Annotated in this window: 23 protein-coding genes; 13 read left to right on the top strand and 10 right to left on the bottom strand. The window is 71.4% G+C overall.

The window, feature by feature from the left end; genetic code table 11:
- Window positions 1–54 precede the first annotated feature (54 nt).
- The 4 genes from WMF12_RS09905 to WMF12_RS09920 all read right to left on the bottom strand — a co-directional run bounded on the left by WMF12_RS09905 (window position 55) and on the right by WMF12_RS09920 (window position 4,504).
- Window positions 55–1,326, bottom strand: a complete 1,272-nt coding sequence (locus tag WMF12_RS09905) for a hypothetical protein (RefSeq protein WP_437870257.1) — start codon at window positions 1,324–1,326, stop codon at window positions 55–57.
- Window positions 1,310–1,984, bottom strand: a complete 675-nt coding sequence (locus WMF12_RS09910; RefSeq protein ID WP_437870262.1) for an RNA polymerase sigma factor — start codon at window positions 1,982–1,984, stop codon at window positions 1,310–1,312. The genes WMF12_RS09905 and WMF12_RS09910 overlap by 17 nt, the downstream gene beginning before the upstream one ends.
- Before the next feature lie 247 nt (window positions 1,985–2,231).
- Window positions 2,232–2,792 carry an NADPH-dependent FMN reductase gene (locus WMF12_RS09915; RefSeq protein ID WP_437745333.1) on the bottom strand — a complete coding sequence of 187 codons (561 nt, stop codon included), beginning with the start codon at window positions 2,790–2,792 and terminating at the stop codon, window positions 2,232–2,234.
- Between the two features lie 299 nt (window positions 2,793–3,091).
- On the bottom strand, window positions 3,092–4,504 hold the full coding sequence (locus WMF12_RS09920; RefSeq protein WP_437870268.1) for a hypothetical protein: 1,413 nt from the start codon (window positions 4,502–4,504) through the stop codon (window positions 3,092–3,094).
- Between the two features lie 314 nt (window positions 4,505–4,818).
- Between WMF12_RS09920 and WMF12_RS09925 the strand changes: the two genes are divergently transcribed.
- A complete protein-coding gene (locus WMF12_RS09925) occupies window positions 4,819–5,790 on the top strand; it encodes an alpha/beta fold hydrolase (RefSeq protein WP_437870270.1) in 972 nt (323 codons plus the stop codon).
- A 153-nt stretch (window positions 5,791–5,943) separates the two neighbouring features.
- On the opposite strand, the gene WMF12_RS09930 is transcribed toward WMF12_RS09925, so the two are convergent.
- Window positions 5,944–6,444: a type II toxin-antitoxin system Phd/YefM family antitoxin gene (locus WMF12_RS09930; protein WP_437870273.1), complete on the bottom strand. Its 501-nt coding sequence runs from the start codon at window positions 6,442–6,444 to the stop codon at window positions 5,944–5,946.
- Here WMF12_RS09930 and WMF12_RS09935 point away from each other — a divergent pair.
- On the top strand, window positions 6,395–7,363 hold the full coding sequence (locus WMF12_RS09935; protein ID WP_437870278.1) for an NAD-dependent epimerase/dehydratase family protein: 969 nt from the start codon (window positions 6,395–6,397) through the stop codon (window positions 7,361–7,363). The genes WMF12_RS09930 and WMF12_RS09935 overlap by 50 nt on opposite strands.
- Before the next feature lie 9 nt (window positions 7,364–7,372).
- Here the strand turns inward: WMF12_RS09935 and WMF12_RS09940 are convergent, their stop codons facing one another.
- On the bottom strand, window positions 7,373–8,260 hold the full coding sequence (locus WMF12_RS09940; RefSeq protein WP_437870280.1) for a hypothetical protein: 888 nt from the start codon (window positions 8,258–8,260) through the stop codon (window positions 7,373–7,375).
- 340 nt (window positions 8,261–8,600) lie between these two features.
- On the opposite strand from WMF12_RS09940, the gene WMF12_RS09945 reads away from it, so the two are divergent.
- Window positions 8,601–9,524, top strand: a complete 924-nt coding sequence (locus tag WMF12_RS09945) for a Rieske 2Fe-2S domain-containing protein (RefSeq protein WP_437870286.1) — start codon at window positions 8,601–8,603, stop codon at window positions 9,522–9,524.
- Window positions 9,525–9,547: 23 nt separating this feature from the next.
- Here the strand turns inward: WMF12_RS09945 and WMF12_RS09950 are convergent, their stop codons facing one another.
- Window positions 9,548–10,525 (bottom strand): D-2-hydroxyacid dehydrogenase family protein, encoded by a 978-nt coding sequence (locus WMF12_RS09950; protein WP_437870291.1) that lies wholly within the window; start codon window positions 10,523–10,525, stop codon window positions 9,548–9,550.
- Window positions 10,526–10,626: 101 nt separating this feature from the next.
- Here WMF12_RS09950 and WMF12_RS09955 point away from each other — a divergent pair, with 101 nt between their 5' ends.
- The 6 genes from WMF12_RS09955 (at window position 10,627) to WMF12_RS09980 (ending at window position 16,855) form a co-directional block, all read left to right on the top strand.
- Window positions 10,627–12,138: a DUF692 domain-containing protein gene (locus WMF12_RS09955; RefSeq protein ID WP_437870292.1), complete on the top strand. Its 1,512-nt coding sequence runs from the start codon at window positions 10,627–10,629 to the stop codon at window positions 12,136–12,138.
- 3 nt (window positions 12,139–12,141) lie between these two features.
- On the top strand, window positions 12,142–12,888 hold the full coding sequence (locus tag WMF12_RS09960; RefSeq protein ID WP_437870296.1) for a nucleotidyltransferase domain-containing protein: 747 nt from the start codon (window positions 12,142–12,144) through the stop codon (window positions 12,886–12,888).
- Window positions 12,885–13,925 (top strand): hypothetical protein, encoded by a 1,041-nt coding sequence (locus WMF12_RS09965; RefSeq protein ID WP_437870299.1) that lies wholly within the window; start codon window positions 12,885–12,887, stop codon window positions 13,923–13,925. The genes WMF12_RS09960 and WMF12_RS09965 overlap by 4 nt, the downstream gene beginning before the upstream one ends.
- The gene (locus WMF12_RS09970) at window positions 13,864–15,333 is read left to right on the top strand and encodes a hypothetical protein (RefSeq protein ID WP_437870301.1); all 1,470 of its coding nucleotides are present in this window, start codon (window positions 13,864–13,866) and stop codon (window positions 15,331–15,333) included. The genes WMF12_RS09965 and WMF12_RS09970 overlap by 62 nt, the downstream gene beginning before the upstream one ends.
- A gap of 87 nt (window positions 15,334–15,420) precedes the next feature.
- Window positions 15,421–16,443, top strand: a complete 1,023-nt coding sequence (locus WMF12_RS09975) for a TauD/TfdA family dioxygenase (protein ID WP_437870307.1) — start codon at window positions 15,421–15,423, stop codon at window positions 16,441–16,443.
- Between the two features lie 163 nt (window positions 16,444–16,606).
- Window positions 16,607–16,855 carry a hypothetical protein gene (locus WMF12_RS09980; protein WP_437870308.1) on the top strand — a complete coding sequence of 83 codons (249 nt, stop codon included), beginning with the start codon at window positions 16,607–16,609 and terminating at the stop codon, window positions 16,853–16,855.
- A gap of 165 nt (window positions 16,856–17,020) precedes the next feature.
- Here the strand turns inward: WMF12_RS09980 and WMF12_RS09985 are convergent, their stop codons facing one another.
- Window positions 17,021–17,401 carry a DUF6176 family protein gene (locus WMF12_RS09985; protein ID WP_437870311.1) on the bottom strand — a complete coding sequence of 127 codons (381 nt, stop codon included), beginning with the start codon at window positions 17,399–17,401 and terminating at the stop codon, window positions 17,021–17,023.
- A 189-nt stretch (window positions 17,402–17,590) separates the two neighbouring features.
- On the opposite strand from WMF12_RS09985, the gene WMF12_RS09990 reads away from it, so the two are divergent.
- Complete coding sequence (locus WMF12_RS09990; protein ID WP_437745351.1) at window positions 17,591–18,202, top strand: hypothetical protein; 612 nt, start codon at window positions 17,591–17,593, stop codon at window positions 18,200–18,202.
- A gap of 13 nt (window positions 18,203–18,215) precedes the next feature.
- Here WMF12_RS09990 and WMF12_RS09995 read toward each other — a convergent pair whose 3' ends face one another.
- Together WMF12_RS09995 and WMF12_RS10000 are read right to left on the bottom strand one after the other, a co-directional pair.
- The gene (locus WMF12_RS09995; protein ID WP_437870312.1) at window positions 18,216–19,280 is read right to left on the bottom strand and encodes a hypothetical protein; all 1,065 of its coding nucleotides are present in this window, start codon (window positions 19,278–19,280) and stop codon (window positions 18,216–18,218) included.
- 543 nt (window positions 19,281–19,823) lie between these two features.
- Entirely contained in the window at window positions 19,824–21,062 is a 1,239-nt protein-coding gene (locus WMF12_RS10000) for an alpha/beta hydrolase (protein ID WP_437870314.1), read from the bottom strand.
- A gap of 779 nt (window positions 21,063–21,841) precedes the next feature.
- Here WMF12_RS10000 and WMF12_RS10005 point away from each other — a divergent pair.
- The 3 genes from WMF12_RS10005 to WMF12_RS10015 are packed head-to-tail and all read left to right on the top strand — an operon-like array spanning window position 21,842 to window position 25,013.
- Complete coding sequence (locus WMF12_RS10005; RefSeq protein ID WP_437870315.1) at window positions 21,842–23,473, top strand: hypothetical protein; 1,632 nt, start codon at window positions 21,842–21,844, stop codon at window positions 23,471–23,473.
- Window positions 23,473–24,657: an ARPP-2 domain-containing protein gene (locus tag WMF12_RS10010; RefSeq protein WP_437870320.1), complete on the top strand. Its 1,185-nt coding sequence runs from the start codon at window positions 23,473–23,475 to the stop codon at window positions 24,655–24,657. Before WMF12_RS10005 ends, WMF12_RS10010 begins: the two co-directional genes overlap by 1 nt.
- Entirely contained in the window at window positions 24,654–25,013 is a 360-nt protein-coding gene (locus tag WMF12_RS10015; RefSeq protein ID WP_437870323.1) for a L,D-transpeptidase family protein, read from the top strand. Before WMF12_RS10010 ends, WMF12_RS10015 begins: the two co-directional genes overlap by 4 nt.
- Window positions 25,014–25,094 lie beyond the last annotated feature (81 nt).

Genomic DNA, 25,094 nt, shown 5'->3' on the forward strand with positions numbered 1-25,094 from the left:
CCATCTATCAACCGCGACGAGGCCGGCGGTTTCCTCGGGCGGGCGATTTCGCGATCAGAAGGGGCAGCAGGTGTAGCTCAGGCTCGTGGCCGTGGCGTCGGTGCAGGCGACGTGTTTGTCCCCGAACACGCGACGGAAGAGATAGTGGCCATTGCCCCTGCAGAGCGCCGCGGCCTCGGCATCCAGCCTCTCGTACGGCTGGCATGCCTCACCGAAGTCGATCTCGCTCGTCCAGCACGACGGCGAAGGCAGCGGATCCCCCGAGGGGCAGCACTCGTAGTAGACCCTGGTCGTCTCGTGGTCACCGCAGTCCCCGTCGGGCTGCTCCTGATCGAGGGAGCGGAGCTCCGTGTCCCTTTCCCTGCACATCATGTAGACCTCGTCCTTGACATACGTCGTGTCGAAGCACGTGACGCCGTCGCCGAGCACCCCTTTCCAGCACGTGGTCAGCGCCATCCTCCCGCACGTGTACTCGGCGTCGAGGTAGCTCCCGTGATCGCAGGGATCGAGCAGCGTCAAGTCCGCGACGATGAGGCCCTGCGCCTCGCACTGCGCCCTGGCCTCGTGCCGCAACGCGTCCGCCGTCTGGCAGAGCGCCTCGTCCCGCGGGGCCGCCGGATCCTCGATCGCGGGTCCTTCGGCGTCCGTGGCTCGGTTACCTTCTCCGCTCTCGCCCACGTGCGCGGCCGCTTCCGCGGGGACGCCTCCGGAGCCTCGGCGCAGCGCGGCGTGAGGGCCGCGCTGCGCGAGAGGAGATAGCCCTTCCGGGCCATCAACCCATCTCCGGCCCAGCGTCTGCGGGGGGGTCAGCGGCTCGACGCGCACGCGCGCCGGCGGAGGCGAGGCGCGGTCGACAGGGAGCCGGCTGTCGTCCAGGAGCCCTGGGGTGTCGTTCGCGTCCCGCGGCGGCACGGCGCTGCGCGGCACGGGCGGCGCCGGAGCGAGCCGGCGGGGAGGTTCCTGGAGGAGCGGGGCGCGGATCCGGGGAGGCGGCGCTGTCGGGCCGTGGGCCGGCGTGCGCTCCAGGAGCCCGCCGTCCGCGGGAGGCGGATCGCCCACGAGCTCGATCGCTGGCTCGACGGGGCGCTCTGTGAAGATCGAGCCGGGTGTGAGGCCCTGGAGCGCGGTGCCGAGGGCGACGATGCTGGCGCTGGCGCCCAGCGCCAGCACGAGCGAGCGCCCCCCGCTCCCGCCCATGAAAGGCCGCCGCCCGCGCCGGTCGAGCTCCGCGACGAGGCGCGCCTCGAGCCGAGGGGACGGCTTCACCGAGGCGAGCTGCTCGTCCACCTCGCGCAGCAACGCGAGCAGATCACGGTTTCGCGTCATGGCCCACCTCCCATCCGGCGTCGCGGAGCTGCGCAACCGCCTTTTGAATCAGCTTGCAGACGTATCCCTTGGAGTGGCCGAGTATCTTCCCGATCTCCTCCTGCTCCTTGCCGTCGAGATAGAACATCGAAAAAGCGACCTGTTCTTTGGGAGGCAGCGTGCCCAGCGTCTCGAGCGCGCGGCGCAGATCGTCGCGCGCGATCGTCACTTCATCGAGGGGGCTGCGCTCGCCCTCGCCTTGCCCGAGCAGCCAGCAGATGGGCGGGAGCGCCAGGAATCGGTCTCGGCGCAGGCGGTTCAGGCAGCGATTCGAGGTCGTCCGGTACAGCCACCCCTCGAGGTTGTCTCGCTCGGTCAGGGTCTCGAGCGCCTTCATCAGGTCGAGGAAGACGTCCTGCGTCACGTCCTCTGCCCAGGCCACATTGCCGCGGCCGTAGCGGAGCGCGAGGCGGTACACCAGGCGATGGTGGTTGCGGTAGAGCGCGCCGATATCGTGCGCCTCTTCGCCGGAGCGCTGCGTCACGGCGGGTGGGAGCTTCCGCTCCGAAGGCACGGCGATGTCGTCCGGCGGAGCGCTCCGGCCTCCGTCCCCCGGAGGGGGGAGCAGCTCCTCCGCCCGGGTCTGGCCCTCGAAATGAGGTCGCGCGGCGAGGTTCACCGGCGCCTCCGAGCGAGGGTCCCGTCCGCCGTGAAGCCCCACGAGCCGACCAAGAGTTGCGCCATCTGACACCCTACACAATCGAGGTCGGCGCTGGTTTCCTCTCGGCGGTCTCAGGCGTCGATTTCCCCTCCACGGGGTTCTCCTGGTACCCTCCTGCAACGTCCGCGGTAGAATCGGCGAACGCCACGAGAACCGCTGCGGATCGGCGTCGTCGGGCCCTCGAGGCTCCGCGAGCGCGCCTTGCTCACCCGGTACGCAGCGTCTTCATCGCTCCGGCCCACGCGAGCAGCTGATCGAGCAAGGCGAAGGCGGACTTCTCGTGGCGGGGGCGGGGCTTGAACACGCTGAAATTTTCGAAGTCGTCGAACAGAGAGAGCATGACCTGCGCGCGCACGTCCGCGATCTGGAGCTCGGCCATCACGAGCCGGAGGTGCTCGACGGCGCGTGAGCCTCCCGCGCTGCCGTAGCTCACGAAGCCAGCCGCCTTGTTGTTCCACTCCTTGTACAGGTAATCGATCGCGTTCTTGAGCGCGCCCGAGGTGCCGTGGTTGTACTCCGGCGTGACGAACACGAAGGCGTCGAACGAATCGATCTTCGCTGCCCACGCCTTGGTGTGAGGCTTCGTGTACTGTCCCATCGACGGGGGCGCCGGCTCGTCGAGCAACGGCAGGTCGAAATCCTTGATATCGACGAGCTCGTAGTCGGCGCCGCCCTTCTTCGTCGCCACGTCGTGCACCCACTTCGCGACAGCCTCGCCGTTGCGGCCCGGCCGCGTGCTCCCCAGGATGATCGCCACCTTCAACATGTCTGCTCTCCAAGGCAATAGCCCCTCTCCGCTCGAGCCAGCGGGCGGCGTGATGCGCATTCCCACGACGCCGCGGCGGAGAGGAGGGGGCTCACGAGGTTGCTACCAGCTCGAGGCTACTACCAGCCAGGCAGGCTTCCCGCCAGCCAGGTGTCGCGGGAGCGCGCGATCCCTGGACCCGTACCGCCGCTTGCGCGGCCGCAGGCGCCAGGGTGGTGCGCCCTGGCACGGGCAGGCGGACCGCGCCTGGGACTTGCCGCGTTATCGTCCAGGCTCGCCCCGGGGGTGGGGGTCGAACATCACGGGGCGGGATCGCCGGCGCCGAGCTCCGAGATCGCCTGGCGCACGATGCCGCCCCGGACCCAGACCCAGACCTCGCGGGAGTCCACGTGAGCGATGTCCTGGATGTCGAAGAGCTCGGGGGGCGTCTTGAACGACCAGTGATGGGCGTCGGACAGGCGGTAGACGTGGATCACCTTCTCGCCGATCGCGTAGACGGCATAGAAGCCTTCCCCGGCGGCCGAGATGGGGTATCCGATGATAGGGCCCGGCCGGCGCTCCTTCGGAGCGAGATCCGCCTTCGTCGCCGCGAAGGGGCTTGTCCAGAGGCTGGACGCCCCGTAGAGCCCGTCGTCGGAGTAGGGCTCCGCCTCCAGCCACACGAGCGTCTGCCCGTCGCTCTTGATGTCGGCGATGACCCGAGGCGACTCCGCCCGGAGCAGCGGTTCGATGGTGTGGGTCTGGCGGTTCCAGATCCACCCCTCGGAGGTAGCGTCTTCGAGGACCGCCAGGCCGAGCGCATGATCGCCGACTGGATACATCTGGTCGAACGATGGCGCGTCGTTGCCTGGCTGGCGACCGAACCTCTTGGCCTGGTCGCTGATCCTGTCGTAGATGTTGACCGTGCCGGGCCCGGGCCCCGATAGCGCGAAGGTGTCGTCGGTCGTGTGGAGGCCCTGGCTCAGCGCGTCGACCGGGATGGGTTGGCTCGCGGTGGCGAGCGCGTCGTAGCCGGAGACGAGGTAGGCCGAGCCGGGCGCCTCGACGCTCACCCTCTGCGCGCCGAGCCAGACCCGCTCATGACCGACGTTGGGCACCGTCGGTATGCAGTACTCCTGTCTCGGGTCGGCCTCGGGCACCGTCGGCTCGAGGTCCTTGAAGCGCCATGCGGCGAGCGGTGTCCCGTCGGCGTCATAGACGCCGGTCCGTCGCTCACCCCGGTACTCGAGATACAGCCCGACGCGGTAGCCGTCGCCCCATCGAACGACGCTCGGCGAGGCGGTTCGTGGATACTTGCCAGCGTCCCAGTCGACGACGAGCGACGTGCAGCCCGGAGCGTTCCCCGGGCACTGCTCCCAGCGCAAGAGCGGCAGCGCCTTGCTGGGCTCGTCGGCGACGTCGATCTGGCACCTTTCGAGCCAACGCGTGGCCCTCCAGGTGCTGTCGCCTGGATCTTCAGGCGCATCAGGGGGAGCGTCCGGGCCAGCGTCACCCGGGACGCTGGCGCCGGTCGTCGCCTCGCCTGCAGTCCCGGACGCGTGCGTGCTGCCTTGAGTCGGGTCAGTGGTTGCCGGATGTCCGCCGGTGCCGCCGGTGCCGTCGACGCTCGGAGGCTCCGGCGCGCCGCGAGAGCAGCTCGCCGAGAGGGCCGAGAGGGAGAAGAAGAATGGCACGGCGCGCGCCGCGAGACTGGATAGGAGGTCGTGCTGCATGGCTCAGAATACCGTGGAAGCGCCGGTCAATCCGCTTCCTGGCATGACACGGCGCGCGCCGTCGCGATCGCGGCGCCGCGCGGCCTGTCTCCTGCGTAGACACACGCCGGCGTCGGGGATTTGCTCAGGTCGTTTATAATTAGTATTTACTTGCGGCCCTGGTCCGTTTGTGAACAATCAGCTCGACGGCGCGGCCGAGATGAACGTCAATCCCGGCGATCGCCGCGGTCGCGTCGAACTCTTCCTTTTGGCCGTGACAGCGCGTGATCGAGGGGCAGCCTCGCGCGCGCGGCCGGCAGTGGAGATCAAGAGCCATGACCGACAAGAAGCAAGGAGCACCTTCGTCCAGCTCGACCCCTACCCGCCGCCAGGTGCTGAAGCAGGCGGTGGGCCTCGGCGCGGGGCTGGCCGCCACGCGCTTGCTTGGTGGCGAGGCGTCGGCGGCGCCGCGCATCCGCTCCGGGACCTTCACGACGAGCGACGGGGTCGCCCTCAACTACCTGGAGGCGGGGAGGGGGAGGCCGCTGCTGCTCCTGCACGGGTGGTCCCAGTCGGCCGCGCTGTACAGGGCGCAGATCCTCGCCTTCGCGCGGCACCACCATGTCTTCGCGCTCGACTGGCGCGGACATGGCGAGTCGGAGAAGCCCGAGCACGGCTACCGCATCGCGCGCTTCAGCAGGGATCTTCACGAATTCATCTGCGGGATGAGGTTCAAGCACCTCGCCGTCCTCGGGCACTCGATGGGCTGCGGCGCGCTCTACAGCTACTGGGATAACTATGGGGGGCACTCCCTGGACCGTCTGATCCTTGTCGACGTGGGCCCGGCGATGACGGCCTGGCCCGACTGGTCCGCGGAAGAGGCGGCCGAGGCGGGGGCCCTGTTCACCCCGCAGACGCTCCACGAGACGGCCGCCGCGCTTCGCGGGCCCGACGGGATCGCCACGACCTACGGGCTCGTGGCCACCATGTTCACCCCCGGCTACCCGGCGGATCAGCTCGCCCTGGTCGTCGAGCAGAACCTGAAGCTCCCGCGCGCGTACGCCGCCAAGCTGCTCGTGGACCAAGCCGAGCAGGACTGGAGGGACGTGATCCCGCGGATCGACGTGCCCACGCTCGTCGTCGGCGGAGAGGCGAGCATCTTCAACCCCATCTCCCAGCAGTGGGTCGCCGACCAGATCCCCGGCGCCGAGCTCATCCTCTTCGGCGCGGACGAGGGGGGCAGCCACTTCATGTGGCTCGAGAACCCCGAGAAGTTCAACGAGGATGTCCTCGACTTCCTCGGCTGAGCTGCGCTGCCCTTGAGCGGCTGCCGCGCGGGGCTGCGCGGCGATACCTGGCTTCGCTGTCGATACGATGACTCGGCGCCTACTTCTTCTTTCTGCTCGAGCGGCTTTTCATCGGCTCCGAGATCGTGGAGGTGTCGAGCAAGAAGCGCGAGCTCACAGCTTCACCTGTCGACCCGGCGAACGGTCGCGAACGGACGCGGCGAAGTCGTGCGCGATGCCCACCTCCTCGAGGTCGTGCCTCTTCCGGAACACACGGTACGCGTCGCCGAAGCTGGGTCGATCCGAGCGCAGCCGCTCGAACTCCGCCCGGGACAGGACGACCGCCACGGGGCGACCTCGCCGGGTGAGCTCGACGACTTCACCCGCTTGCGCTTGCTCGATGATGGAGGGGAGATGGGCCCGAGCTTCTGCGACGGAGTAGCGACGCGCCATTCCAGAGATGTACATTCGTACAACTGGGCGGTCCAGCCAGCCGATTGACCGCGGGCACAGCGATCCAGTCAACTCCTCCCCGGCAGTTCGAGCTGGTGTACCACTGCGCCCGTCCCGGCGCCGCCGCTGGCCGCGTTGGACATCCGGGGAGAGAGCGCGCATCGTGGCGGCCATGAAGGTCTTCGTTACAGGGGGCTCGGGGTTCATCGGAGGCCATCTCATCGAGGGGCTCGTGCGCGCCGGTCACGAGGTGAGCGCGCTGGCGCGCTCGCCGAGGAGCGCCGACGTCGTGCGACGTCATGGCGCGGCGCCGGTCGCGGCCGACCTCGGGACGCTGAAGGGCGAGGACCTCGCGGGCGCCGAGGCCGCAGTGCACTGCGCCGCGTATGTCGAGGAGTGGGGGACGCGCGCGCAGTTCTGGGAGGGCAACGTGGAGGGGACGGCGCGGGTGCTCGACGCGGCGCGCGCCGCCGGTGTGCGCCGGTTCGTCCACGTCGGCACCGAGGCGGCGCTCTTCGATGGCCACGATCTCATCGATATCGACGAGACGCACCCTTATCCCGAGAGGCAACGCTTCCTGTACTCGGAGACGAAGGCAGAGGCGGAGCGGCGCGTGCTCGCCGCGAACGAACCCGGCGGCATGACCACCGTCTCCATTCGCCCGCGCCTCGTCTGGGGGCCAAGGGACGCGACGGTGCTGCCCATCGTGCTGCGCATGGCGCGGGAGGGGAGCTTCGCCTGGCTCGACGGCGGCGGCGCGCGCACGTCGACGACGCACGTCGCGAACCTCGTGCACGCGCTGCTGCTCGCCCTGGAGCGCGGTCAGGGCGGGCGCGCCTACTTCGTCGCCGACGACGGCACGCGCACGTTTCGCGATTTCCTGACGGCGCTGGCGCGGACGCAAGGGGTGGTGCTGCCCGGGCGCAGCGTCCCGAGCGCCGTCGCCCTCCCGCTCGCGGCCGTGATCGAGGGCGCATGGCGCCTCCTCGGCGTCCGCCGGGCGCCGCCGATGACTCGCTTCGCCGTCGCCATGATGTCGCATTCGGTGACGGTGAAGACCGACCGCGCCCGCGCCGAGCTCGGGTATGCGCCCATCATCGGCGTGGAAGAGGGGCTGGAGCAGCTCTCGGCGGGGCGCTGACAGGCGCGTTCATTGCGCACGAGCGCCGCGGCGCTGCGCAAACAGCCAGCGCCAGGTCGCGTCCTCGGCGTAGACGTCGACGAACACGGCGTGCCCGCCGCGCGCGAACTCCGTGAGCGTGAGCGCCTCGTCCGCGGACGCGCCGGTGCCGGGACGCCAGACGACCCCGCCGCCATAGAACACCGCGGTCGAATCGGACCCCGGCGGATAGCTCAGCATCGGATTGCCGCTCCGGGTACCCCGCAGCGCGGCGATGGCGGACACCCAGGTCGCGGACATGGTGTTCGGCACGACCTCGTCGTCGAAGGCGTGGAACGCGCGGACCGGCAGCGTGCGCAGACCCGCCGCGAGCTCACCCGTCTGCGGGCAAGCGCCGCAGATGGGCAGCGCCGCCGCCAGCCGCTCCGGATGGACAGCGGCGTAACGCCAGGTTCCGCATCCACCCATGCTCGGACCGGTGACATAGATGCGGTCGCGATCGATCTCGTGCGCTGCGAGCAGGTAGTCGAGGAAGGCATCGATCGTCGCCGGGTCCCATTCGCCGGGCGACTGCGGTGCGGCGATCAGCACGCCGGCGTCGACGAGCGGGGACGATGTGCCGAACAGGCGCGCGCGCGCCAGATAACGGAGCGGCGGCAGGCGGTGGATGATGGCGCGCGGGTGCCTACCGTCACCGCGGCTGCTCCCGCCGTGCAGCACGAGCAGGAGCGGGCGCGGCCCCGGCTCCGGCGGCACGTACTCGACATATCCGTAGGGCGACGGCGTCGACCCGATGGGATGCGCCTGCATCATCAGGGCGGGGATCACGTAGCGCAGCGCGAGCAGCGCGAGCCCCGTCGCCGCGACGACGGCCTGCGTCGCCCTCCTCGCGCGGCGAGCCCAACGCGCTCCTGACACGCCCACGAGCCTACCGCGCGCCGAGCATGGGGGCCATCCGCGTACTGCGCTCGGCAGTTTCCGGCGCGAGCGCAGCTCGCCCGTGATGCGCAGCAGCTCGCCTCCGGGCGGCCGGCGGACACGCCGCGGAGAGCCGCAGTGTCCGCCGGAGCACGGCCGCTCGCCAGGCGCGCAGCGCGCGGCGCGGGAGCGTGCCAGTGCCTCGGCGCACTCACGCCTGCGAGGTTTGCTGGTAGAGTGACGAGCTCATGCCGCGATCACCGGCACGATGAAGCCCCTCCGCCCCGCGCTGCATGAGCGCGCGGGCGACCCCGACAGACGCTGAGCCGAGGAGACCCACATGAGCGCTCGAATCCCTCTGCAGCCCTTCCCCCGAGGCTGGTTCCAGGTCGCCGCCTCGGACGAGCTGTCCACGGGCGGGCCCATGTCGCTCCGCTGCTTCGGGCAGGATCTGGTGCTGTTCCGGACGCAGGACGGACAGGCCCGGGTCCTCGACGCCCACTGCCCTCACATGGGCGCGCACCTCGGGGTGGGGGGCCGCGTCGAGCAGGGCGGCATCCGGTGCCCGTTCCACGGATGGGTGATCTCCGGCGAAGGGAAGTGCGTGCACATCCCTTATGCGGACACGATCCCGCCGAAAGCGAGGACCCGCGCCTGGGAGGTACGGGAGCTCGACGGCCTGATCCTGGTCCACCACGCGCTCGGCGGCGAGCCCGCCGCCTTCGAGATCCCGCCGCTCGCCGAGGCGCGCTCGACGGAGTGGTCCCTGGGCCTGATCAAGCGCTGGAGGGTCCGGACGCACGTCCAGGAGACCCTCGAGAACATCGTGGATCCGGCCCACTTCGTCGCCGTGCACGCCATGCTCGAGCCGCCCCGGACCGAGATCGAGATCGAGGGCCACATCCTCCGATCGCGGTCGGTGGTGAAGCAGAAGGGCCCGGGAGGGCGGGTGGTCGACGGCACGATCACATGGGAAGGCCACGGCATGGGGTACGGGACGATCCGCTTCACCGGGATCGTCGAGCTCCTCTTCGTGAACACCGTCACCCCGATCGACGACGAGCTCGTCGACATCCGCTTCGCGTTCTGGCTGCGCAACGACGGCGCGCAGCGCCTCGGCCAGGCCCTCGCCGCGGAGATCTGCCGGCAGGTCGAGGAGGACATCCCGATCTGGGAGAACAAGATCTACCGAGCTCAGCCCGTCCTGTGCGCCGGGGAGAAAGGCATCATGACGTTCCGCAAGTGGAGCAGCCAGTTCCTCTGACGCGCGGGGCGCGGCGGCGGAGCCTATCCGAGCGGGGCCGGATCGACCGGGAGCTGGTTCAAGGGCCGCAGCACCTTGCCATCGAGGAAGGCGCGGATGTCCTCGACCGCCTGGCCATAGACCAGGCGATAGCCCTCCTCGGTGACATAGCCGAGGTGCGGCGTGATCACCGTGTTGTCGAGCGCGAGCAGCGGGTGATCCGCGGGCAGCGGCTCGGGCTCGAAGACGTCGAGCGCCGCGCCGGCGATGCGCCGGGCGCGCAGGGCGGCGAGCAGCGCCGCCTCGTCGACGAGGGGGGCGCGCGAGGTGTTGACGAGGAACGCGGTCGGCTTCATCCGCCCGAGCTCGGCCGCGCCCACCAGCCCGCGGGTGCGCGGGCTCAGCACGAGGTGGACGCTGACGACATCCGCGCCGGCGAAGAGGTCGTCCTTCGGGACGAGCCGGGCGCCCACCTCGGCGGCGCGCTCGGCGGTGAGGTTCTGGCTCCAGGCGATCACCTCCATGCCGAAGGCGCGGCCCACCTGCGCGACCTGGCCGCCGAGCTTGCCGAGCCCGACGAGCCCGAGCGTCTTGCCCTTGAGGCCGAGCCCGAGCGTCGTCTGCCAGCGGCCCTCCCGCGCGGCGCGGTCCTCGGCCGGGATGTGCCGGAAGAGCGCGAGGATGAGCCCCCAGGTGAGCTCCGCCGTCGGGTAGGGCAGCATGTCGGTGCCCGAGACCTGGACGCGGCGCTCGGTCGCGGCCGCGAGGTCGATCGAGGCGTTGCGCATGCCCGCCGTGACCAGCAGCCGGAGGCCGTCGAGCCTCTCGAACAGCGCGCGCGGGAACGGCGTGCGCTCGCGCATCAGCACCACGGCCTGGAAGGCGCGCAGCCGCGCGGCCAGGGCCTCGAGGTCGTCGAGGTGGTCGGTGAAGGCCTGCACCTCTGCCGCCGGGTGGAGGCTTCGCCAGTCGGCCATCCCGAGCGCCACGCCCTGGTAGTCGTCGAGGATCGCCACGCGCATGGGTGCTGCCTCTCGCATCTCGGGTGAGCTCGACTTCTAGCCGATCCCGATGGCCTCTGTTCCGGATCCCTCCGCGAGGGCAGACTGAGGCAGGTCCCCGCGTGATCGTGCCCGCCCCCAGATCGCCCCTCTCCGGCGCCGGCGCCGTCGGCGTTGGATTCCGCCCCGAGCTCGCCGCCGATCTGCTGTCCGCGCCCGGCGCGGTGGACTTCGTCGAGGTCGTCGCCGAGGCCTGCTTCGCGAGCCCGGCCGCGCGGCGCGAGGCCTCGGCCATCGCGCGCATCTGGCCGGTGGTTCCCCACGGCGTGAAGCTCTCGCTCGGCAGCGCCTCGGGCATCGACATGGATCGCGCGCGGCGCCTCGGGGCGCTCTGCCGGGAGCTCTCGGCCCCGGTCGTGAGCGAGCACGTCGCGTTCGTGCGCGGCGGCGGCCGGGAGATCGGCCACCTCACCGCCCTGCCGTACACGCTCGAGGCGGCGCGCGCTGTCGCGCGGAACGTCGCCGCCGCCCGGCGGGCGCTCCCGGACATCCCCCTGCTGCTCGAGAACGCGGCGTGCATGCTGCGGTTCCCGGGCGACGCCCTCGGGGAGGGGGACTTCTATGCCGAGGTCGTTGCCCGCACCGGGTGCGATCTGCTCCTCGACGTCGGCAACGTCTATGCGAACGCCGTCAACGCCGGCGTCGATCCCGCGGAGCTCGTCGGTTCCTACCCGCTCGAGCGCGTGGCGATGATCCACATCGCCGGCGGCGTCGTGGAGCACGGCTTCTACTTCGACACGCATGCCCATCCGGTCCCCGCGCCGGTGTTCGATCTGCTGGCCCAGGTTGTTGCTCGCAGCGGGCCGCTCCCGATCCTCCTCGAGCGCGACGGTGACTTCCCGCCCTTTGCCGCGCTCGCGGCCGAGATCGCCACCGCGAGGGCGATCGCCCGGTCCGCGCCGTCCCGACCCACGTTGACCCGACCCAGGTTGGCCGGGCCCACACCGGCCGAACCCAGGTTGGCGTTGACCCGACCCAGGTTGGCCGGGCCCACACCGGCCGAACCCAGGTTGGCGCCGACCCGACCGGGGTTGCCCGCCTCTCGCGCCATCTTGCTGCAAAATTCTCCTGACGCTTCACGCTCCGAGGCGTCGGCGCTCGCCGAGGTCCAGGCCCGCGTGGCCGAGCTGCTCACCTCACCCGTCGATCCTCCGCCGGAGGCCGTGGCTCCGTTCGACGCCGAGGACGTCGCCCGGTCGCGCGCGATCCTCCAGCGCAAGCGTGTCGACGACGCGCTCCCGCTCTTGCCGCGGCTCTCGTCTCACCGCGAGGCGGCCGCGCGCCTCGGGGCCCGGTGTGTCGAGGCGTCGCCGCGGGCCCCGAGCCTCACGGCGGTCGCGGACGCGCTCCGCATCGCCGCGGCGGCGGTGGACGACGCCCGGCTCGCGCCCGAGGCGATCGTCGACCGCCTGCTGCTCCGCGCCCGCTTCGTCGGGCCCTCGGGCGACGGGAGCGTCAGGCCCAGGCTCCTGCCGTTCATTCGACGAGAGCGGCTGCCGGGAGGTCGGGTAGTCTGGGCGATCAAGGGGATTGGCTCGAGCGCCGAGGTCCGGCTCATCGAGCCGCGAAGGTAGACCATGAACGAGGGATCCATCGCCACGGGGAGCGCTGTCTCCAGGTTGCCGGCGCCGGTGCAGGCGCGGCTCGTCGAGCTCAAGGAGAGCCTGGAGCGGACGCTCGGCGACGAGCTTTCGTGCCTGCTCGTGTACGGGAGCGCGGCGCGGGGCGGCTACCGCGACGGGCAGAGCGACGTCGATCTGATGGTGGTGCTCCAGGAGGCCTCCCGCCAGAGCCTCGACGCGATCGCCAACGCGCTCCAGATCGCGCGCTACGCGGCCCGCATCGAGGCGATGATCCTCACCGCCGCCGAGATCCCGCGGGCCGCGGACGTGTTCCCGCTGCTCTACGACGACATCCGCCGGTGCCACGTGCTCCTCTCCGGCCGCGACCCCTTCTCGGCGCTCGTGATCGACGGCAAGAACCGCCGCCTGCGCGTCGAGCAGGAGCTGCGCGAGGCGCAGATCCGCCTCCGGCGCGCGGTGGTGGACGGGATGGGCGCGGACGACGCCTTGAAGGGCGCGGTCTCCCGCAAGGTGAAGCAGATCCGCGGCCCGCTCCACGCCCTGCTCGGCCTGCACGGGATCGAGGGCGGCGACGATCTGGGCACGGTGCTCGCCGGAGCGGGCAAGCTGCTCGGCGTCGACGTGGCCCCGCTGAAGCGCGTCCACGAGGCGCCGGGCCCGGCCTACGCGGCGCTGGCGGAGCTGCTCGCGCGCGCGGTCGACGACGTCGACCGGCTGGAGCACCCGGAGGCGGCGCGATGATCCACGAGATCTTCGACTTCTTCCCGTTCAACATGGCGTCGGGGCCGGCGTTCCTGCTCTTCTATCTGGCGCTCTCGGTCTCTGGCCTCATCATCGCCATCGTGGTGCGCAGCGCCGTCGGCGCCTCCCTGGATCGAGCGGGGCAGGCGAGCGTCCCCGCGGGGGGCGCGTCGTACCGCTCACCGGCGTGGCGGCAGCGGCTCTCGGCGGGCTGGATCCCGCAGCCGGACGAGTACTGGGCGATCGCGTACCTCCGCGACGGGAACAAGGGCGTCGCCGCCACGCTGATCGCGGTCGCGATGGGCGCGGGCTGGCTCGTCCCCGCGGGGGACGCGAAGGACGCGCCGCAGGCGCTCCACCTCGTGGTCGGCTCGCCCCCGCCGGACCGGGTGCTCGCGTCGTTCTTCAGCTCGCTCTCGTCGAGGGGCGCGCACGGCCAGCAGACGGTGACGCTCTCGCTCGATCAGGTGCGCGCCTCCGCCGACCAGATCGCGGCCCGCTTCGAGCAGGAGCTCCGCGGCGAGCTCGCCGCCGCGGGGATGCTCCGCCCGCGGGGGACGATGACGGCCCTCTCGGCCGTGGTGTGGGCGGTCGGCGTCGGCCTGCTCGGCGTGGGGCTGATCCGCGCCATCCGCGCGGAGGAGCTCGACCGGCCCTACTCGTTCCTGGTGGTGGAGATGATCGCGCTGCTCGTCGCCACGTGGATCGTGGCGCGGACCGCGAGCGCCTACAGCACCATGAAGTCGGACTACCTGAGGTGGCTCGACGACTCGACCGTCTCGCTCCGCTCCGACGTCGCGAGCGGCCGCCGCCGGGAGGCGGTGGACATCGGCTTGACGGTCGCCGCGAGCGGCACGGCGGCGCTCGCGATGTCGCCGCTCTTCGGGCCGATGGTCTACGCGATGACCCCGCCCCCCCCGGTCTCGACGGGGGGCGGCTCGTCCGGCGGATCGAGCTGCAGCTCGTCGAGCTGCGGTGGCGGCGGCGGCTGCGGCGGTGGCGGCGGCTGCGGCGGTGGTGGTGGCTGCGGCGGGTGACGCCCGCTTCGAGGTGCTCGACGCCCTCGGCCTGTGCCGGCTCACCCGGCGCACCGGCGATCTCGACGGCGCGGTGCCGCTCCGGGTGGCGAAGGCGTGTGTGCCGCTGCTCGAGGGCAACGCGTTCGGGCTCCAGATCACGCTGGCGCGGCCGATCGAGGTGCGGCGGCGCCTTGGGTCGCTCCGCGCCGAGCCGGCGGGCGAGCACCGCGAGGCGCTCGCCCGCGCCCACCGCGCCGCGCTGACCCGGCTGGTCTCGCAGGGCTTCCTGGCGCCGGAAGGGGCATGGCACCGGGCGCTGCGCGGCGGCCTCGCCTGGACGTGCCGGAAGGGGCTGGGCCCGCCCCGCCTGCGCCTGTGGACCGGGCTGCTGGTGCGCCCGGACCCGGGCCTGTGGCTGCGCGTCGCGGGGGCAGCCAACCGCCGGAACGCGCTGATCGAGGTGAGCGAGGCGTACCTCGCCGACGACGGCGCGTTCGTCCCGCTGGTGGTCGAGCTGCGCGTCCGCGACGAGGCCCCGCAGCGCCTGCAGCTCGAGGGGGAGATCGGCTGCATCGCGCCCGTGCTCCCCGACGTGCAGATCGAGGCGTGCTCGCTCGCGGACGCGCCCGAGGTGGGGCGGGCGCACGCGGAGTTCTACGACGCGAAGTACTTCGCGGTGAAGAAGGGCCAGGTGACCCGCAAGTACCGGCGGCTCGTCGGGGGCACGGCGGGTGGGCGGAACGCGAGCGCGGGCGAGGGGAGCGCGGGCAGGGAGAGCGCGCGCGAGGGGAGCACGCGCGAGGGGAGCGCGGACGAGGGGAGCGCCGGGCCGGCGCGCGTGCGGCTGGTCGTCGCCGGGCCGGCGGCGCCGGAGATCACCGAGGTGACCGAGGTCACGACCGCGGCCGGGCCGGATCCGGTCCCCTGGCGCGGGGGTGCTCGGCGGCTCGCGTCGATCGTGGTGAGGAACGCCGTCCCGTTCCGCGCGACGTTCGACGGGCACACGCTCGCCGTCGCGCCGGAGGCGCCGCGCCTCGCCGACGGGGCGGCCGCGGTGGAGCGCGCGTTCGCGCGGACCTTCGGCGACGATTTCCTCGCCGCGAACCGCGGGGCGCTCTGGTATCTGACGAAGTACTTCACGCCGCATCCGCCGGGCGAGCCGCACTTCTTCGTGAAGCCGTGGGCCTTCACCCGGACGCCGCCGGGCTGGTCGAGCCTGCTCGACGGCGTCCACGGCGATGGCTACGACGTGATGCGCGGCGTGGTCGCCACCGACGCCTTCTTCGCGACCCCGGCGGTGTTCCACGTGCGCCGGCTCGGGGCGCCGATCGAGGTGCCCGAGGGCGCGCCGTTGCTCCGGATCGTGCCCATCCCGCGCGATCTGCTCCGGGCCGGCTTCCGGGAGGCTCGCTTCCTCGATGCGTGAGCGGGGTGGACGGCGCCGCCAGCGGGCCTGGTTGTGCTGGATAGATAGTCTGATTTTGCCCTTCGAGCCCCCTCGCGGAGCGCGCCCATGAGCGAGCGATGGATCTGGCCCGGGCCGGAGGGCGGTCCGGCGAGGCTCTTCGACGAGCTCGCGGCGCGCGGCTTCTCGGTCCTCCGGGGCGACGCGGCGCTGGCGCCGGAGGAGGCCGCGCGGGCGCCGTGGAGCTTCGCCGAGCGGCTCCTCGGGGCAAGGCCGCTCCTTGTGGAGCGGCAGCCGATCAAGGCCGTGCCGGGCGGCAGGTCGTTCGCCGCGAGCTCCGCGGCGGCGCCGCTCCACACCGACAGCCAGTGCTTCGCGGGCGCGCCTCCGGCGGTGCAGATCATGGCCTGCGTCAGGCCGGCGGAGCGCGGCGGCGGCTGCCTCCTGCTCGACGGCTGGCCGCTGCTCTCGGCGATCGAGCGCGCCGATCCCGAGCTCTTCCGCGCGCTCTTCACGGTGTACAGGCGCATCCCGTTCGTCTTCGGCGACTTCTTCGGGCCCACCGTGTCGCTCCGCGGCGGCGCGCTCGCGCTCACGCACGCGCCGGTCGTGCCGCCGGGGGACGTGATCGCCGCGCGCCTCGCGCGGTTCGTCGAGGCGTCGCGACGCGAGGTGATCGAGCTGTCGCTCGGCCCGGCGGACATCCTGGTCGTCGACAACCGGCGCATGCTGCACGGGCGGCGGGCGTTCGAGGGGGCGCGCGAGTTCGTGCGGCTGCTCGTCTGGATGGAGGCGCGGCTCCCGTCGCCGCCGGCGTACAGCGCGCTCGCCGCGGAGGTCGCCGAGGCTGCCGCGCGCCGCCTCGCCGAAGCGCCGCGGGCCACGCGGCGGCGGCTCGGCCTCGGCGCGCCGCCGCCGCCCGAGGCCCGCCGCCGCCTCGGCCTGGTCCTGGAGATGCTGCGCGGCGTCCCGCCGGGCGTCCTCGCCGCGCGCGAGCGCATCCCCGAGCCCGAGCTCTACCTTCTCCGCGACGCGGCGCTCGCCGCCGCGGAGGAGGCGCTCTCGGGCGACGCGGAGGGCGCGGACGACGGCGCGCTGGCGGAGGCGATCGTGCGGATGAGCCGCGGGTGAGCCGCGCTTGCGCCGGGCGGCACCCAGATGCTGTGCGGAAGAGAGCCGTGTCCATCGGGCGGAAGCTGCGTGGACGGCGCTGTGGACGTCTGCCTGGTCGATGCGGTCGCAGCTGCGCTGGCCTGTCCATCGGCTGCGCCAAGCGGCATGGTACAGTGTGGCCATGAGCGCAGGTGATGAGGCTGCGGAAGCGCGGCGGTTGGCTCGCGCGGGCTGGATGATGCGCGTCTTTCGGCAGGGAGAGGACGAGGCGCAAGCGGAAGCGGACGCCCTCTTCTGGAGCTCCATCCCCATCCGCCAGCGTGCCGAGGTCACCTGGAAGCTAAGTCAGGAGCTGTTCGAGCTGGCCTTCCCGGGATCCGCCCATGAACGAAGGCTTCCTCGATCTGATTTCCGCCCTGTGCGCCGCTGACGCGAAGTTCTTGGTAATCGGGGCCTACGCCGTCGGCGTGCATGGCCGCCCGCGCCGCAGATCGACCTCAGGATCGCGCTGATGTCGAGGCGCTGGAGCGCCTCCTCCGGCTCCAGCGCGGTTGACGTCCAGACCGCGCCGAGGCTCCCTCTCTCCAGAAGCCGGTTATGAAGAGCCGGGCCCCGACCCTTCGGGGGCTTCGAGCTCGAGCAATACGTCGAGAGGTCGGGCGCGTGCGACGTCCCAACACTCCGCGATGATGTCCCTGGTGGCCTTGTCGATCGCGAGCTCCGACGACGCAAATGCCTGCTGTGCGCGAGCCAGGTCGTGTGCGCGCATATAGAACACGATCGAGTCCTCGGTCTCGCCCCCCTCGAGGAAGATGGCTTCCGCGCAAACGCCCTCGATGCTCATCGACTCCAGCATCTCTCGCTTCCTGCTCTTTGCTTCCCGCATCCAGTCGACGAAGCGCTGGGTCTTTCCGGCGAACAACGGTATTCTGACGCATTGGGCTTGCATCAACGCCTCCGTGAGCTCGAACAGCATACGGTCCGCGGGGGCGCCCGTCGATGCGGCAAGCCCAGGGCGTCGTGATTGCAGGGGCGCGCCACGTCGCCGGTTCAGGAGGATGCAGGCTCGCCGCGAGATGCCGCGGCGCGACCAGCGCACCCGGCCGCGCCCCCGCGCGCGCTTCGGTGTTGGTGCGGCGCGGCCGCCGGGATAGGTTCTCGAGGCATGGCGTCACGTCCTCTCGGAGCGGCCGCGCTGTGCGGGATCGCCCTTGGCTGCGCGGCGTGCAAGCCGGCGGCGCCGCCGCTGCCGGCGCATGTCCGCATCTCCATCGACGGCGCCGTCGTCAGCCCGGCCAAGGCGGACGGCCGTCAGTGGGACGGCATGGGCGCGGTCCCGGCGGAGGCGCTCACCGCCATCGGCGGCCTGCTCCGCACGAAGCACCCTGTCGCGGCGGCCGCCAGCGTGGCCGGCTTCGCGGCGGAGGCGGCAGGGGCGGGGACCGAGCCGCCGGAGCCCTTCGGCTCGGCGGAGCTGTTCGCGGGCGGCCGGTCGCTCGGGAGGCGCGCGCTCGATCGCCCGGGGCAACGCGACACCTGCACGCCGGGTTGGAAAGGCCCGCCCACCTGGTACCGCGTGCCGCTCACGCCGGATGTCCACCTGAGCGGTGAGCTCATCGACAGGGATCTCGTGAACGACGACTTCATCGGGCGATTCGCGATCCACCACGGTCACCTCGTCGAGGCGCTCCGAGCGCGCACGGTCTATCCGGTGGCGGTCGAGAACCAGGCCGCCGGGCAGGTGCTGTTCGTCTGGATCGAGGTCTGGCCGGAGTAGACGCCTGCTCGCGCTAGGGCGGCGCGGCGGGCACCGCTTCGACCCGCGTGCTGACGACCCTCCGGCGCTGCGCGCCGATGTTCGCGAGATCGAAGAGAAACGTCAGCTTGGGCAGCTTCACGCCGGGCGACGGCGCGAGATGAGGCGACCTGAAGCGATCGTCCAGCGAGTCTTCGCGGATGATCGACCTGCCGTCTCCAGGTTTCTTCGTCGGCGTCGGGATCCCGTGCGACGTCCCATCCGGCATGACGACCCGGCTGGTCACGTGGACCGTCACCCTGCTCCCGGCGGTAAAGTCGCCGTTCATCGCCAGCGCACGCGCGGAGAAGCGCTTCAACACGGCCTGGGCGACGCGCCGGAAGTCGTCGCCGTTCCCCGTGTTCGCCTCCAGGAAGCGCACCGAGACCAGCCGTCCCTTCGCGTCCAGCGTGAGCTCGAACGAGCTCTCGGAGTCCGGCGGCACGGCGGACGACGACACCTCCTCCGCGACAGCAGAGGCGAGCACGCCCGCCGCGGGGAAGACCAGGACCGGCTGTCGCCCGTCCTTGGCCGCGTCGCTCCGTGCGGAGCGCTCCGGGACGGGGCGCACCGGGGCGAGGGGGCGCTCGGCAGCGCGGGGACGCACCGGAGGCTCCACCGGTAAGACACCTGGCAATGCCCAGATCGGCGCGCCGCCGAGGCCTGGAGGTGCCGCGGCGGGGGGAGGCGCGTCGGGCGCGCCCGGGGACGTGTGGGCGGCGTCCGGCGGCGCGTGGGCAGCCTCCGGCGGCGCGTGGGCGGCGTCCGGCAGCGCGTGAGCCGCGTCCGGCGGCGCGTGATCGTGGGTCGCCGCGCCGGAGCGCGATGCTCGCGCAGGAGGCGCCTCGGACAGCGCTCGGCCGCGCTCTCTCGGCGCGGCATGCGAGAAGCCGGGATCGACGCCCGTTGCCCGGGCGAGGACCTGGCGGGGCTCCGTCGCACGGGCTTCCGGCGTCCTGCGTTCGTCCAGCAAGACATCGGTGTCCAGCACCAGGAGCGGTTCGAGCTGGTCGCTCGCGCCGGCCCGCGCCGGCGCCTCGAGGCCCTCCGGCACGAGCACACGAGCCGCGATGACGCCGCCCGCGTGGAGGAGGAATGCTGCGAGCAGAGAGAGGGAGCCCCGACCGCGCACTGGCCGGCGCGAGGGTATCATGTGGGCGCGCTTCCGATGGTCTCACGCCGACGTCGGAAACTGGCTCCGCGCGCCGCATCGCGCGGGCGCTCCAGCCAGTTCTGCGAGGCGCCCCCTCGAGCCAGTTCTGCGAGGCGCCCTTCCCAACGTAATCTGCCCGTGCCGCCCGTGGGACTCCGGGGCGATTTCCGAGCCCAGTCTGGAAACTGTCGTAGTTGATCGCCCCACCATTCCCCGGGCGCTCCTTGCCATGCTTCACCAGCATCGGCTGCGGATTCCACCGGTGAACTTCACCGAATTCTCGTGGGTCGCCGAGATCCTCTACACGCCACGCTGAGCTCGTCCAAGCGAGGACGCTTCGAACAAGCTCTCGGACGAGATCCGATTGCATCCCGCGTGTCCGGCCTATCTCGGACCGCAGGACCCTGGCCCGACGAAGGCGAGATCGACTTCGAAGCGACGCTCGGCCGCTCAGCCTCGATTCCGTCTTGCTCGCGCTCCGAAGAGCATGGCTCCGATCGCCGCAAGATGGATCCCGAAGCGCCAAGGCGGCGTTCCGGGTTCGGACCCGGGGACCGAGACGCTGCAGCTAGAGTCCTCCGTCGCAGGCGTACCCTGGTCGGTGCCGCCGCTCGCGCTGCTCGAAACCTGCCCGCCAGTCGTTGCAGAACCGCCTGTCGTGACGGCACCACCTGCGGGCACGCCCCCGCCGTTTCCGCTTCCGTCCCCTGCGCCTGCGCCGCTTCCGCTCCCGTCCCCTGCGCTACCGCCGTTTCCGCTTCCGTCCCCTGCGCTACCGCCGTTGCCCGCGGTCTCACCCGCCCCACCGGCCCCACCGGCCCCGCCCGCCCCACCGGCGCCCGTCGCGCCCCCGTCGAGGAAAATGCGTTGGGCGAAGTTGTAAAAGCTGCGGTTCCAGACGGTCTTGGTATGGCCTTCGTTCGGCTCGATCTGGTAAATATGCTCGATGTTGTTCTGATCCAGGAAGTCGTGATAATTTCTGCTATTGCCGATCAGGCCGTCTGTGCTGCCGCAAGAGATGAAGATGAGCTTCACGTTGTTCTTGACCGCAGCCACATCCTTGATGGTCTGACTTGGCTGCTGGGTATTGGGCGCAGCCGAGTACGGTCCGATGTAATGGAAGACATCGGTATTGGGGAACCCGAAGTTGAAGGTCTGCCCCCCGCCCATTGACAGGCCGGAGATGGCCCGCAAATCGGCATCGGTGGCAGCGGAATAAGTCTTCTCGACCCAGGGGATCAGGTCGTTGAGCAGGACGTCCCCGAAGTTTGCGAAGCGCGCGAAATCGTCCGCTCCGTCCATCTTGCCGCTGGGCATCACGACGATCATGGGTTTGGCCATCTGCTTCGAGTACAGATAGTCCATGATATTGTCGGCATTGCCTTCGTTGCTCCCCTGGCCGATCCAGGAAACCTCATTGCCGCCGATTCCATGATGCAGGTAAACGACAGGGTATTTCTGGTTCGTCGAATACCCCGGCGGCATATAAACCGTCACCTTCCGCATTCCGTAATTTCGGGTCGGATAGCTGACGGAGACGTCCACCTTCCCATGGGGAATGCTCGCGTCCCTGGCATCGAAGCCCCTGGGCGGAAGGGGAAGGTCAGCGGGGTCGCTGGCATACGCCGCGGCGGGGAGGACAGAGATGACCGAGAGCGAAAGGACGGCAGGCCAGTTCTTTGAGGGCATGAGGACCTCCAACGTGCGTAAAAGTCAAACTCGAGTTCCATGGCCCGCGCTAGTTCCATGGACCGCGCTACAAGCGCTTTGGCGCATTTGGCATTGTCACCGTGGTGTCCCAAGCAAGCGGCACGTGCCGACGCACGGGTCGCGCACCACGCAGCAGCTGGCATGCAAAACTACGCCTCAGGCGTTCCGAGGAGCAACAGGGCGAGGAAATCCAAACTCGATCCGAAGGGCTAGAGAATCCAAATGCGATCCGAATGTCAAGCGCCCCGTGTGAACGTTCTCATCGTACAGCCACGCCGCACGTGCCTGTTGACATAGGAAATCTTCGATTCGCCTCCTCTTGGAAAAGTGACGCTGTACCAAGAACTTTTCCGTGCGGGCACGCGTGCCAGGGGCGGCTCGCGCCCCACACGCCGCGTTGCCTCCCTCGGGGAAAGCGATCAAGGGACAAGGAGTCCGCGGGACATCAAGGTCGCAACCACAGGCTTCGTGCCCTCCCAGGCGATGAGGGCCTGCTTCGTGAGGTGGATGTCTGTCCGTTTTTCGCCACCCTTGCCCTGACTGAATTCGGAGCGGGGGACGAAGACATGGCAGGCAGGGTGGAGACGTTCAGCGCTGCCAGCGATGATCTTGTCGTCAAGGGAGATCTTGTCCTTCGAGGTGCCCCTCCAGGTGTATGCTGCCGGTTGCCGCCCGTGGGACTCCGGGGCGATTTCCGATCCCAGTCTGGAAACTGTCGTAGGTTGATCGCCCCACCATTCCCCGGGCGGCTCTTTGCCATGCCCCCCGCCCCCACCGCGCCCCCCGCACGCTTCCACACCGAGCGCGTCGAGCGCGAGGACCTCGTCATGTTCATCAACGCCTGCTTCGCGTGCACCGGGCAGGCCGAGTTCTATGGCACCTCCGGAGGCCAGGCCGTCTCCATCGAGTTCCTCCACGAGTACATCCTCGGCAATTACCGCCGCCTCTACGCGCGCACGCTCGCCGCCGGCATCAACCACTTCAACCAGGCGCGCATCGCCGTGAACCTCCTCGCGACCGGCGCCGAGACGCCCGCTCCCGACCGGGGCGAGGAGGGCTCGCTCATCGCGGCGGCCCTCCGGGAGCTCCCGCCGCAGCGCGCGCTCCGGGCGCTGCGCGAGCTCCGGGAGCGCCGCGTGAACAACCGCCGCGCGCGCGCCGTCATCCGCGGCTACCTCGCCGGCCGGCCCGACCCGGCGTTCGACGCCGTCAAGTACCGCGCCCACCTCCGCGCGCTCGCGGTGCACGCCCACCTCCAGCTCCCCGGCGAGGTCGGGCCCTTCCTGTTCGAGCCCGGGCGTCGCGCGCCTTTCGAGACGCCGCTCCTCGAGCGCGCGCGGCAGGCGCGTTACGCGAAAGAGGCGATCTTCGACCTGCCGCTGACCGTCGCCGAGGGGCTCGCCGCCGCCCGCGGCGTCTCTCGCGAAGAGCTCCTGCGCCGCGCCGCGCCGCGCATGACCGAGGGCGAGCGCCTCCGGCTCCAGCGCGCCGCCGGGCGCGAGGACGTCGACCTCGCCGTCGACCTCGGCCGCGCCCCGCTCACGCGCGTCGCGCTCTATGCGCTCTCGCTGCCCGAGAAGGTCCGGCGCGAGCGCCGCGACGAGCTCCACGCGGCGCTCGAGCGCGCCGCCGCCCGCGCGCTCAGGAAGAGCCCAGCGGCGCTCGGGCGCGTCGCCGCCGTGCTCGACCGGAGCTACTCGGCGTCCGGATCGAGCGAGAAGCGCCGCCGCCCGCTCGCCGTCGCGCTCGGCGTGAGCTACCTGCTCCGCGCCGCCGCCCGCGAGTACCGCGCCTTCTGGACCGCGCCCACGCCCGACGAGATCCTCGTCGGCGCGCGCGGCCAGACCGATCTCGCGACGCCGCTGCTCGACGCGCTCGCCTGGCGACCCGACGTGGTGGTCGTCCTCTCGGACGGCTTCGAGAACGACCCGCCCGGCGCCGCCGCCGAGGTCGCCCGCTGCTTCCGGGCGCGGCTCGATCCGGGGCAGCGCACGTCGATCGTCCACATCAACCCCGTGTTCGACAGCGAGCGCTACGCGCCCCGCGCGCTCGGCCCGTCGATCCCGACGGTCGGCCTGCGCGACGCCGAGGACCTGCCGACGGTCCTCGGTTTCGCCCGCTTTGCCGAGGGCACGGCGCCGCTCGCGGAGCTCGAGCGCTACCTCGCGCAGCGCGCGGCCACGCTGCTCTCGCGGCACGCCCGGACGCCGGGCGCCGCGGAGCCAGCTGCGGATGCGGGGCCGGCAGACGCCGTGGAGCCGGCAGACGCCGTGGAGCCGGCAGACGCCGTGGAGCCGGCAGACGCCGTGGAGCCGGCAGACGCCGTGGAGCCGGCAGCAGCCGCCGAGCCCGCAGAAGAGGCGCCCGCCGCGGCGCTCGAGGTGCCCTGATGGCCAAGGCGCCGGCCCTGCTCCGATCGCTCTCGCTCCGGGGCCTCTCCGCGACGCACGCCCAGGTCTTCGCGGGCGTGCGCCTGGTCCCGCTCCTCCGGGACGCGCCGCGGGACGACCTGCGCATCGCCGGCCGCAGACACGAGGACGCCTGGTCGATCGTCGATCTCGGTGACGGCACGGCCTACTGCTCCTACGTGCCGCACGCGCTCGTGATCGGGTGGACCGAGGACGGCTCGCCGGTCGCGTCCTACGGCGCGGCGCTCGCGGGGCCGGAGGTCCGAAACCCGCTCAGCAGGTGGGGCTGCGGCGTCCAGCTGCTCCACCGCATGGCCCGGCGCGAGGCGCGCGGCGAGGACCCGGCCGAGCGGAACCGCCTGCGCCTCTTGCCGTTGCACCTCGCGATGGAGGGCTTCCTCGCGCTGCACTTCAACGCCCCCGAGATCGCCTGGTCCGAGTACTCGCGGCGGGCCATCTCCCGCGGCCTCGACCCGCGCACCGAGGTATCGCTCTCCGGCCGGGCGATCCCGAGCCTGGAGGACGCGCTGCGCGTCTTCGAGATCCACGAGGGCCAGTGCGGCGTCCTGCTCTTCGTCGGCGAGCTGCTCGCGTCGGTGTTCGTTGTGTCGCACCCCGACGACTACCGCGCGCTGCACCGCACGCTGATCGAGGACTTCTACGAGCAGACGCTGCTCTACGCGGCCCGCCACAACGGCGACAGCCAGGCGCTCGAGCACACCTTCGACGCCGCGCAGATCGGCTCGCTCGACGACCTGCGGGCCGCGCTCGGCCGGGCGCGGGCGGAGGCCGGCGCGCTGCACGTGGACACGGCCGCGGGGCTCCTCGGCCGGCCGATCGCGGCGGAGCGCGTGTACCGGGCGGGGCCGTTCTCGCTGCAGCGGTTCATGACCGAGCTCGATCCGTCGCTGGACAACCACATCGGCGAGGCGATCGTGCGCGAGGACGGCACGCTGGAGTACGCGAAGACGTACCGGCTCGCGGCGGGGCAGGTGAGGCGCGCCCGGCTCCTCCAGCAGCTCGCGGCGCACGGGTGGAACCTGAACGCCACGGCGTCGGCGCTCCGGACCACGCGCGACCAGCTGATCCGGCGCATCGAGGGCGAGGGGTTCGGCTACCTCATCGCGGAGCACGTGCTCAAGGCGGCGCTGAAGCGGACGAGGTGAGCGCGCCGTTACCAGCTCGTTCACGTGCGGGCGCGCGGCCGTGGTCGCGCTGCTCCAGTACGGGCAAGCGCGAGAGCAAGCGGTTTTATCGTTTCCTTGGCGTCTCGTACCCGAACGTGGATGACCTGAATCGCGCCCGCGCGAAGGGCATCGAGAAGCCGGGAGGCGCGATCGGCATCCACGGCAGCGACCCCCGCCTCGCCGGCCTGGCGCGCGCCTGGATCCGTCTCGCCAACGCCGCCGGTCTTCAGAAGCTCTGGGGGCCCACCGACGGCTGCATCGGCCTGACCAACGAGGATGTCGATGTGCTCTATGCGCTCGTGCCGGTCGGGACCAAGGTCACCATCCAACCCTGACCTTGGATGAGCGACGACCAGCGGCCTCGGCGTCGCCGCCGGCGCGGCTCCCCGCGCTCGCCGAGGCGCTCGCCGCCCGCC

The sequence above is a fragment of the Sorangium sp. So ce363 genome (assembly GCF_051520435.1).
Classification (GTDB): Bacteria; Myxococcota_A; Polyangia; order Polyangiales; family Polyangiaceae; genus Sorangium; species Sorangium cellulosum_B.

What these genes read in the sequence shown, in the direction of transcription:
- WMF12_RS09905 (WP_437870257.1), bottom strand. Translation starts at nt 1,326, where the DNA reads ATGACGCGAAACCGTGATCTGCTCGCGTTGCTGCGCGAGGTGGACGAG.
- WMF12_RS09915 (WP_437745333.1), bottom strand. Translation starts at nt 2,792, where the DNA reads ATGTTGAAGGTGGCGATCATCCTGGGGAGCACGCGGCCGGGCCGCAAC.
- WMF12_RS09920 (WP_437870268.1), bottom strand. Translation starts at nt 4,504, where the DNA reads ATGCAGCACGACCTCCTATCCAGTCTCGCGGCGCGCGCCGTGCCATTC.
- WMF12_RS09925 (WP_437870270.1), top strand. Translation starts at nt 4,819, where the DNA reads ATGACCGACAAGAAGCAAGGAGCACCTTCGTCCAGCTCGACCCCTACC.
- WMF12_RS09935 (WP_437870278.1), top strand. Translation starts at nt 6,395, where the DNA reads ATGAAGGTCTTCGTTACAGGGGGCTCGGGGTTCATCGGAGGCCATCTC.
- WMF12_RS09930 (WP_437870273.1), bottom strand. Translation starts at nt 6,444, where the DNA reads ATGAGATGGCCTCCGATGAACCCCGAGCCCCCTGTAACGAAGACCTTC.
- WMF12_RS09945 (WP_437870286.1), top strand. Translation starts at nt 8,601, where the DNA reads ATGAGCGCTCGAATCCCTCTGCAGCCCTTCCCCCGAGGCTGGTTCCAG.
- WMF12_RS09950 (WP_437870291.1), bottom strand. Translation starts at nt 10,525, where the DNA reads ATGCGCGTGGCGATCCTCGACGACTACCAGGGCGTGGCGCTCGGGATG.
- WMF12_RS09960 (WP_437870296.1), top strand. Translation starts at nt 12,142, where the DNA reads ATGAACGAGGGATCCATCGCCACGGGGAGCGCTGTCTCCAGGTTGCCG.
- WMF12_RS09965 (WP_437870299.1), top strand. Translation starts at nt 12,885, where the DNA reads ATGATCCACGAGATCTTCGACTTCTTCCCGTTCAACATGGCGTCGGGG.
- WMF12_RS09975 (WP_437870307.1), top strand. Translation starts at nt 15,421, where the DNA reads ATGAGCGAGCGATGGATCTGGCCCGGGCCGGAGGGCGGTCCGGCGAGG.
- WMF12_RS09980 (WP_437870308.1), top strand. Translation starts at nt 16,607, where the DNA reads ATGAGCGCAGGTGATGAGGCTGCGGAAGCGCGGCGGTTGGCTCGCGCG.
- WMF12_RS09985 (WP_437870311.1), bottom strand. Translation starts at nt 17,401, where the DNA reads ATGCTGTTCGAGCTCACGGAGGCGTTGATGCAAGCCCAATGCGTCAGA.
- WMF12_RS09990 (WP_437745351.1), top strand. Translation starts at nt 17,591, where the DNA reads ATGGCGTCACGTCCTCTCGGAGCGGCCGCGCTGTGCGGGATCGCCCTT.
- WMF12_RS10000 (WP_437870314.1), bottom strand. Translation starts at nt 21,062, where the DNA reads ATGCCCTCAAAGAACTGGCCTGCCGTCCTTTCGCTCTCGGTCATCTCT.
- WMF12_RS10005 (WP_437870315.1), top strand. Translation starts at nt 21,842, where the DNA reads ATGCCCCCCGCCCCCACCGCGCCCCCCGCACGCTTCCACACCGAGCGC.
- WMF12_RS10010 (WP_437870320.1), top strand. Translation starts at nt 23,473, where the DNA reads ATGGCCAAGGCGCCGGCCCTGCTCCGATCGCTCTCGCTCCGGGGCCTC.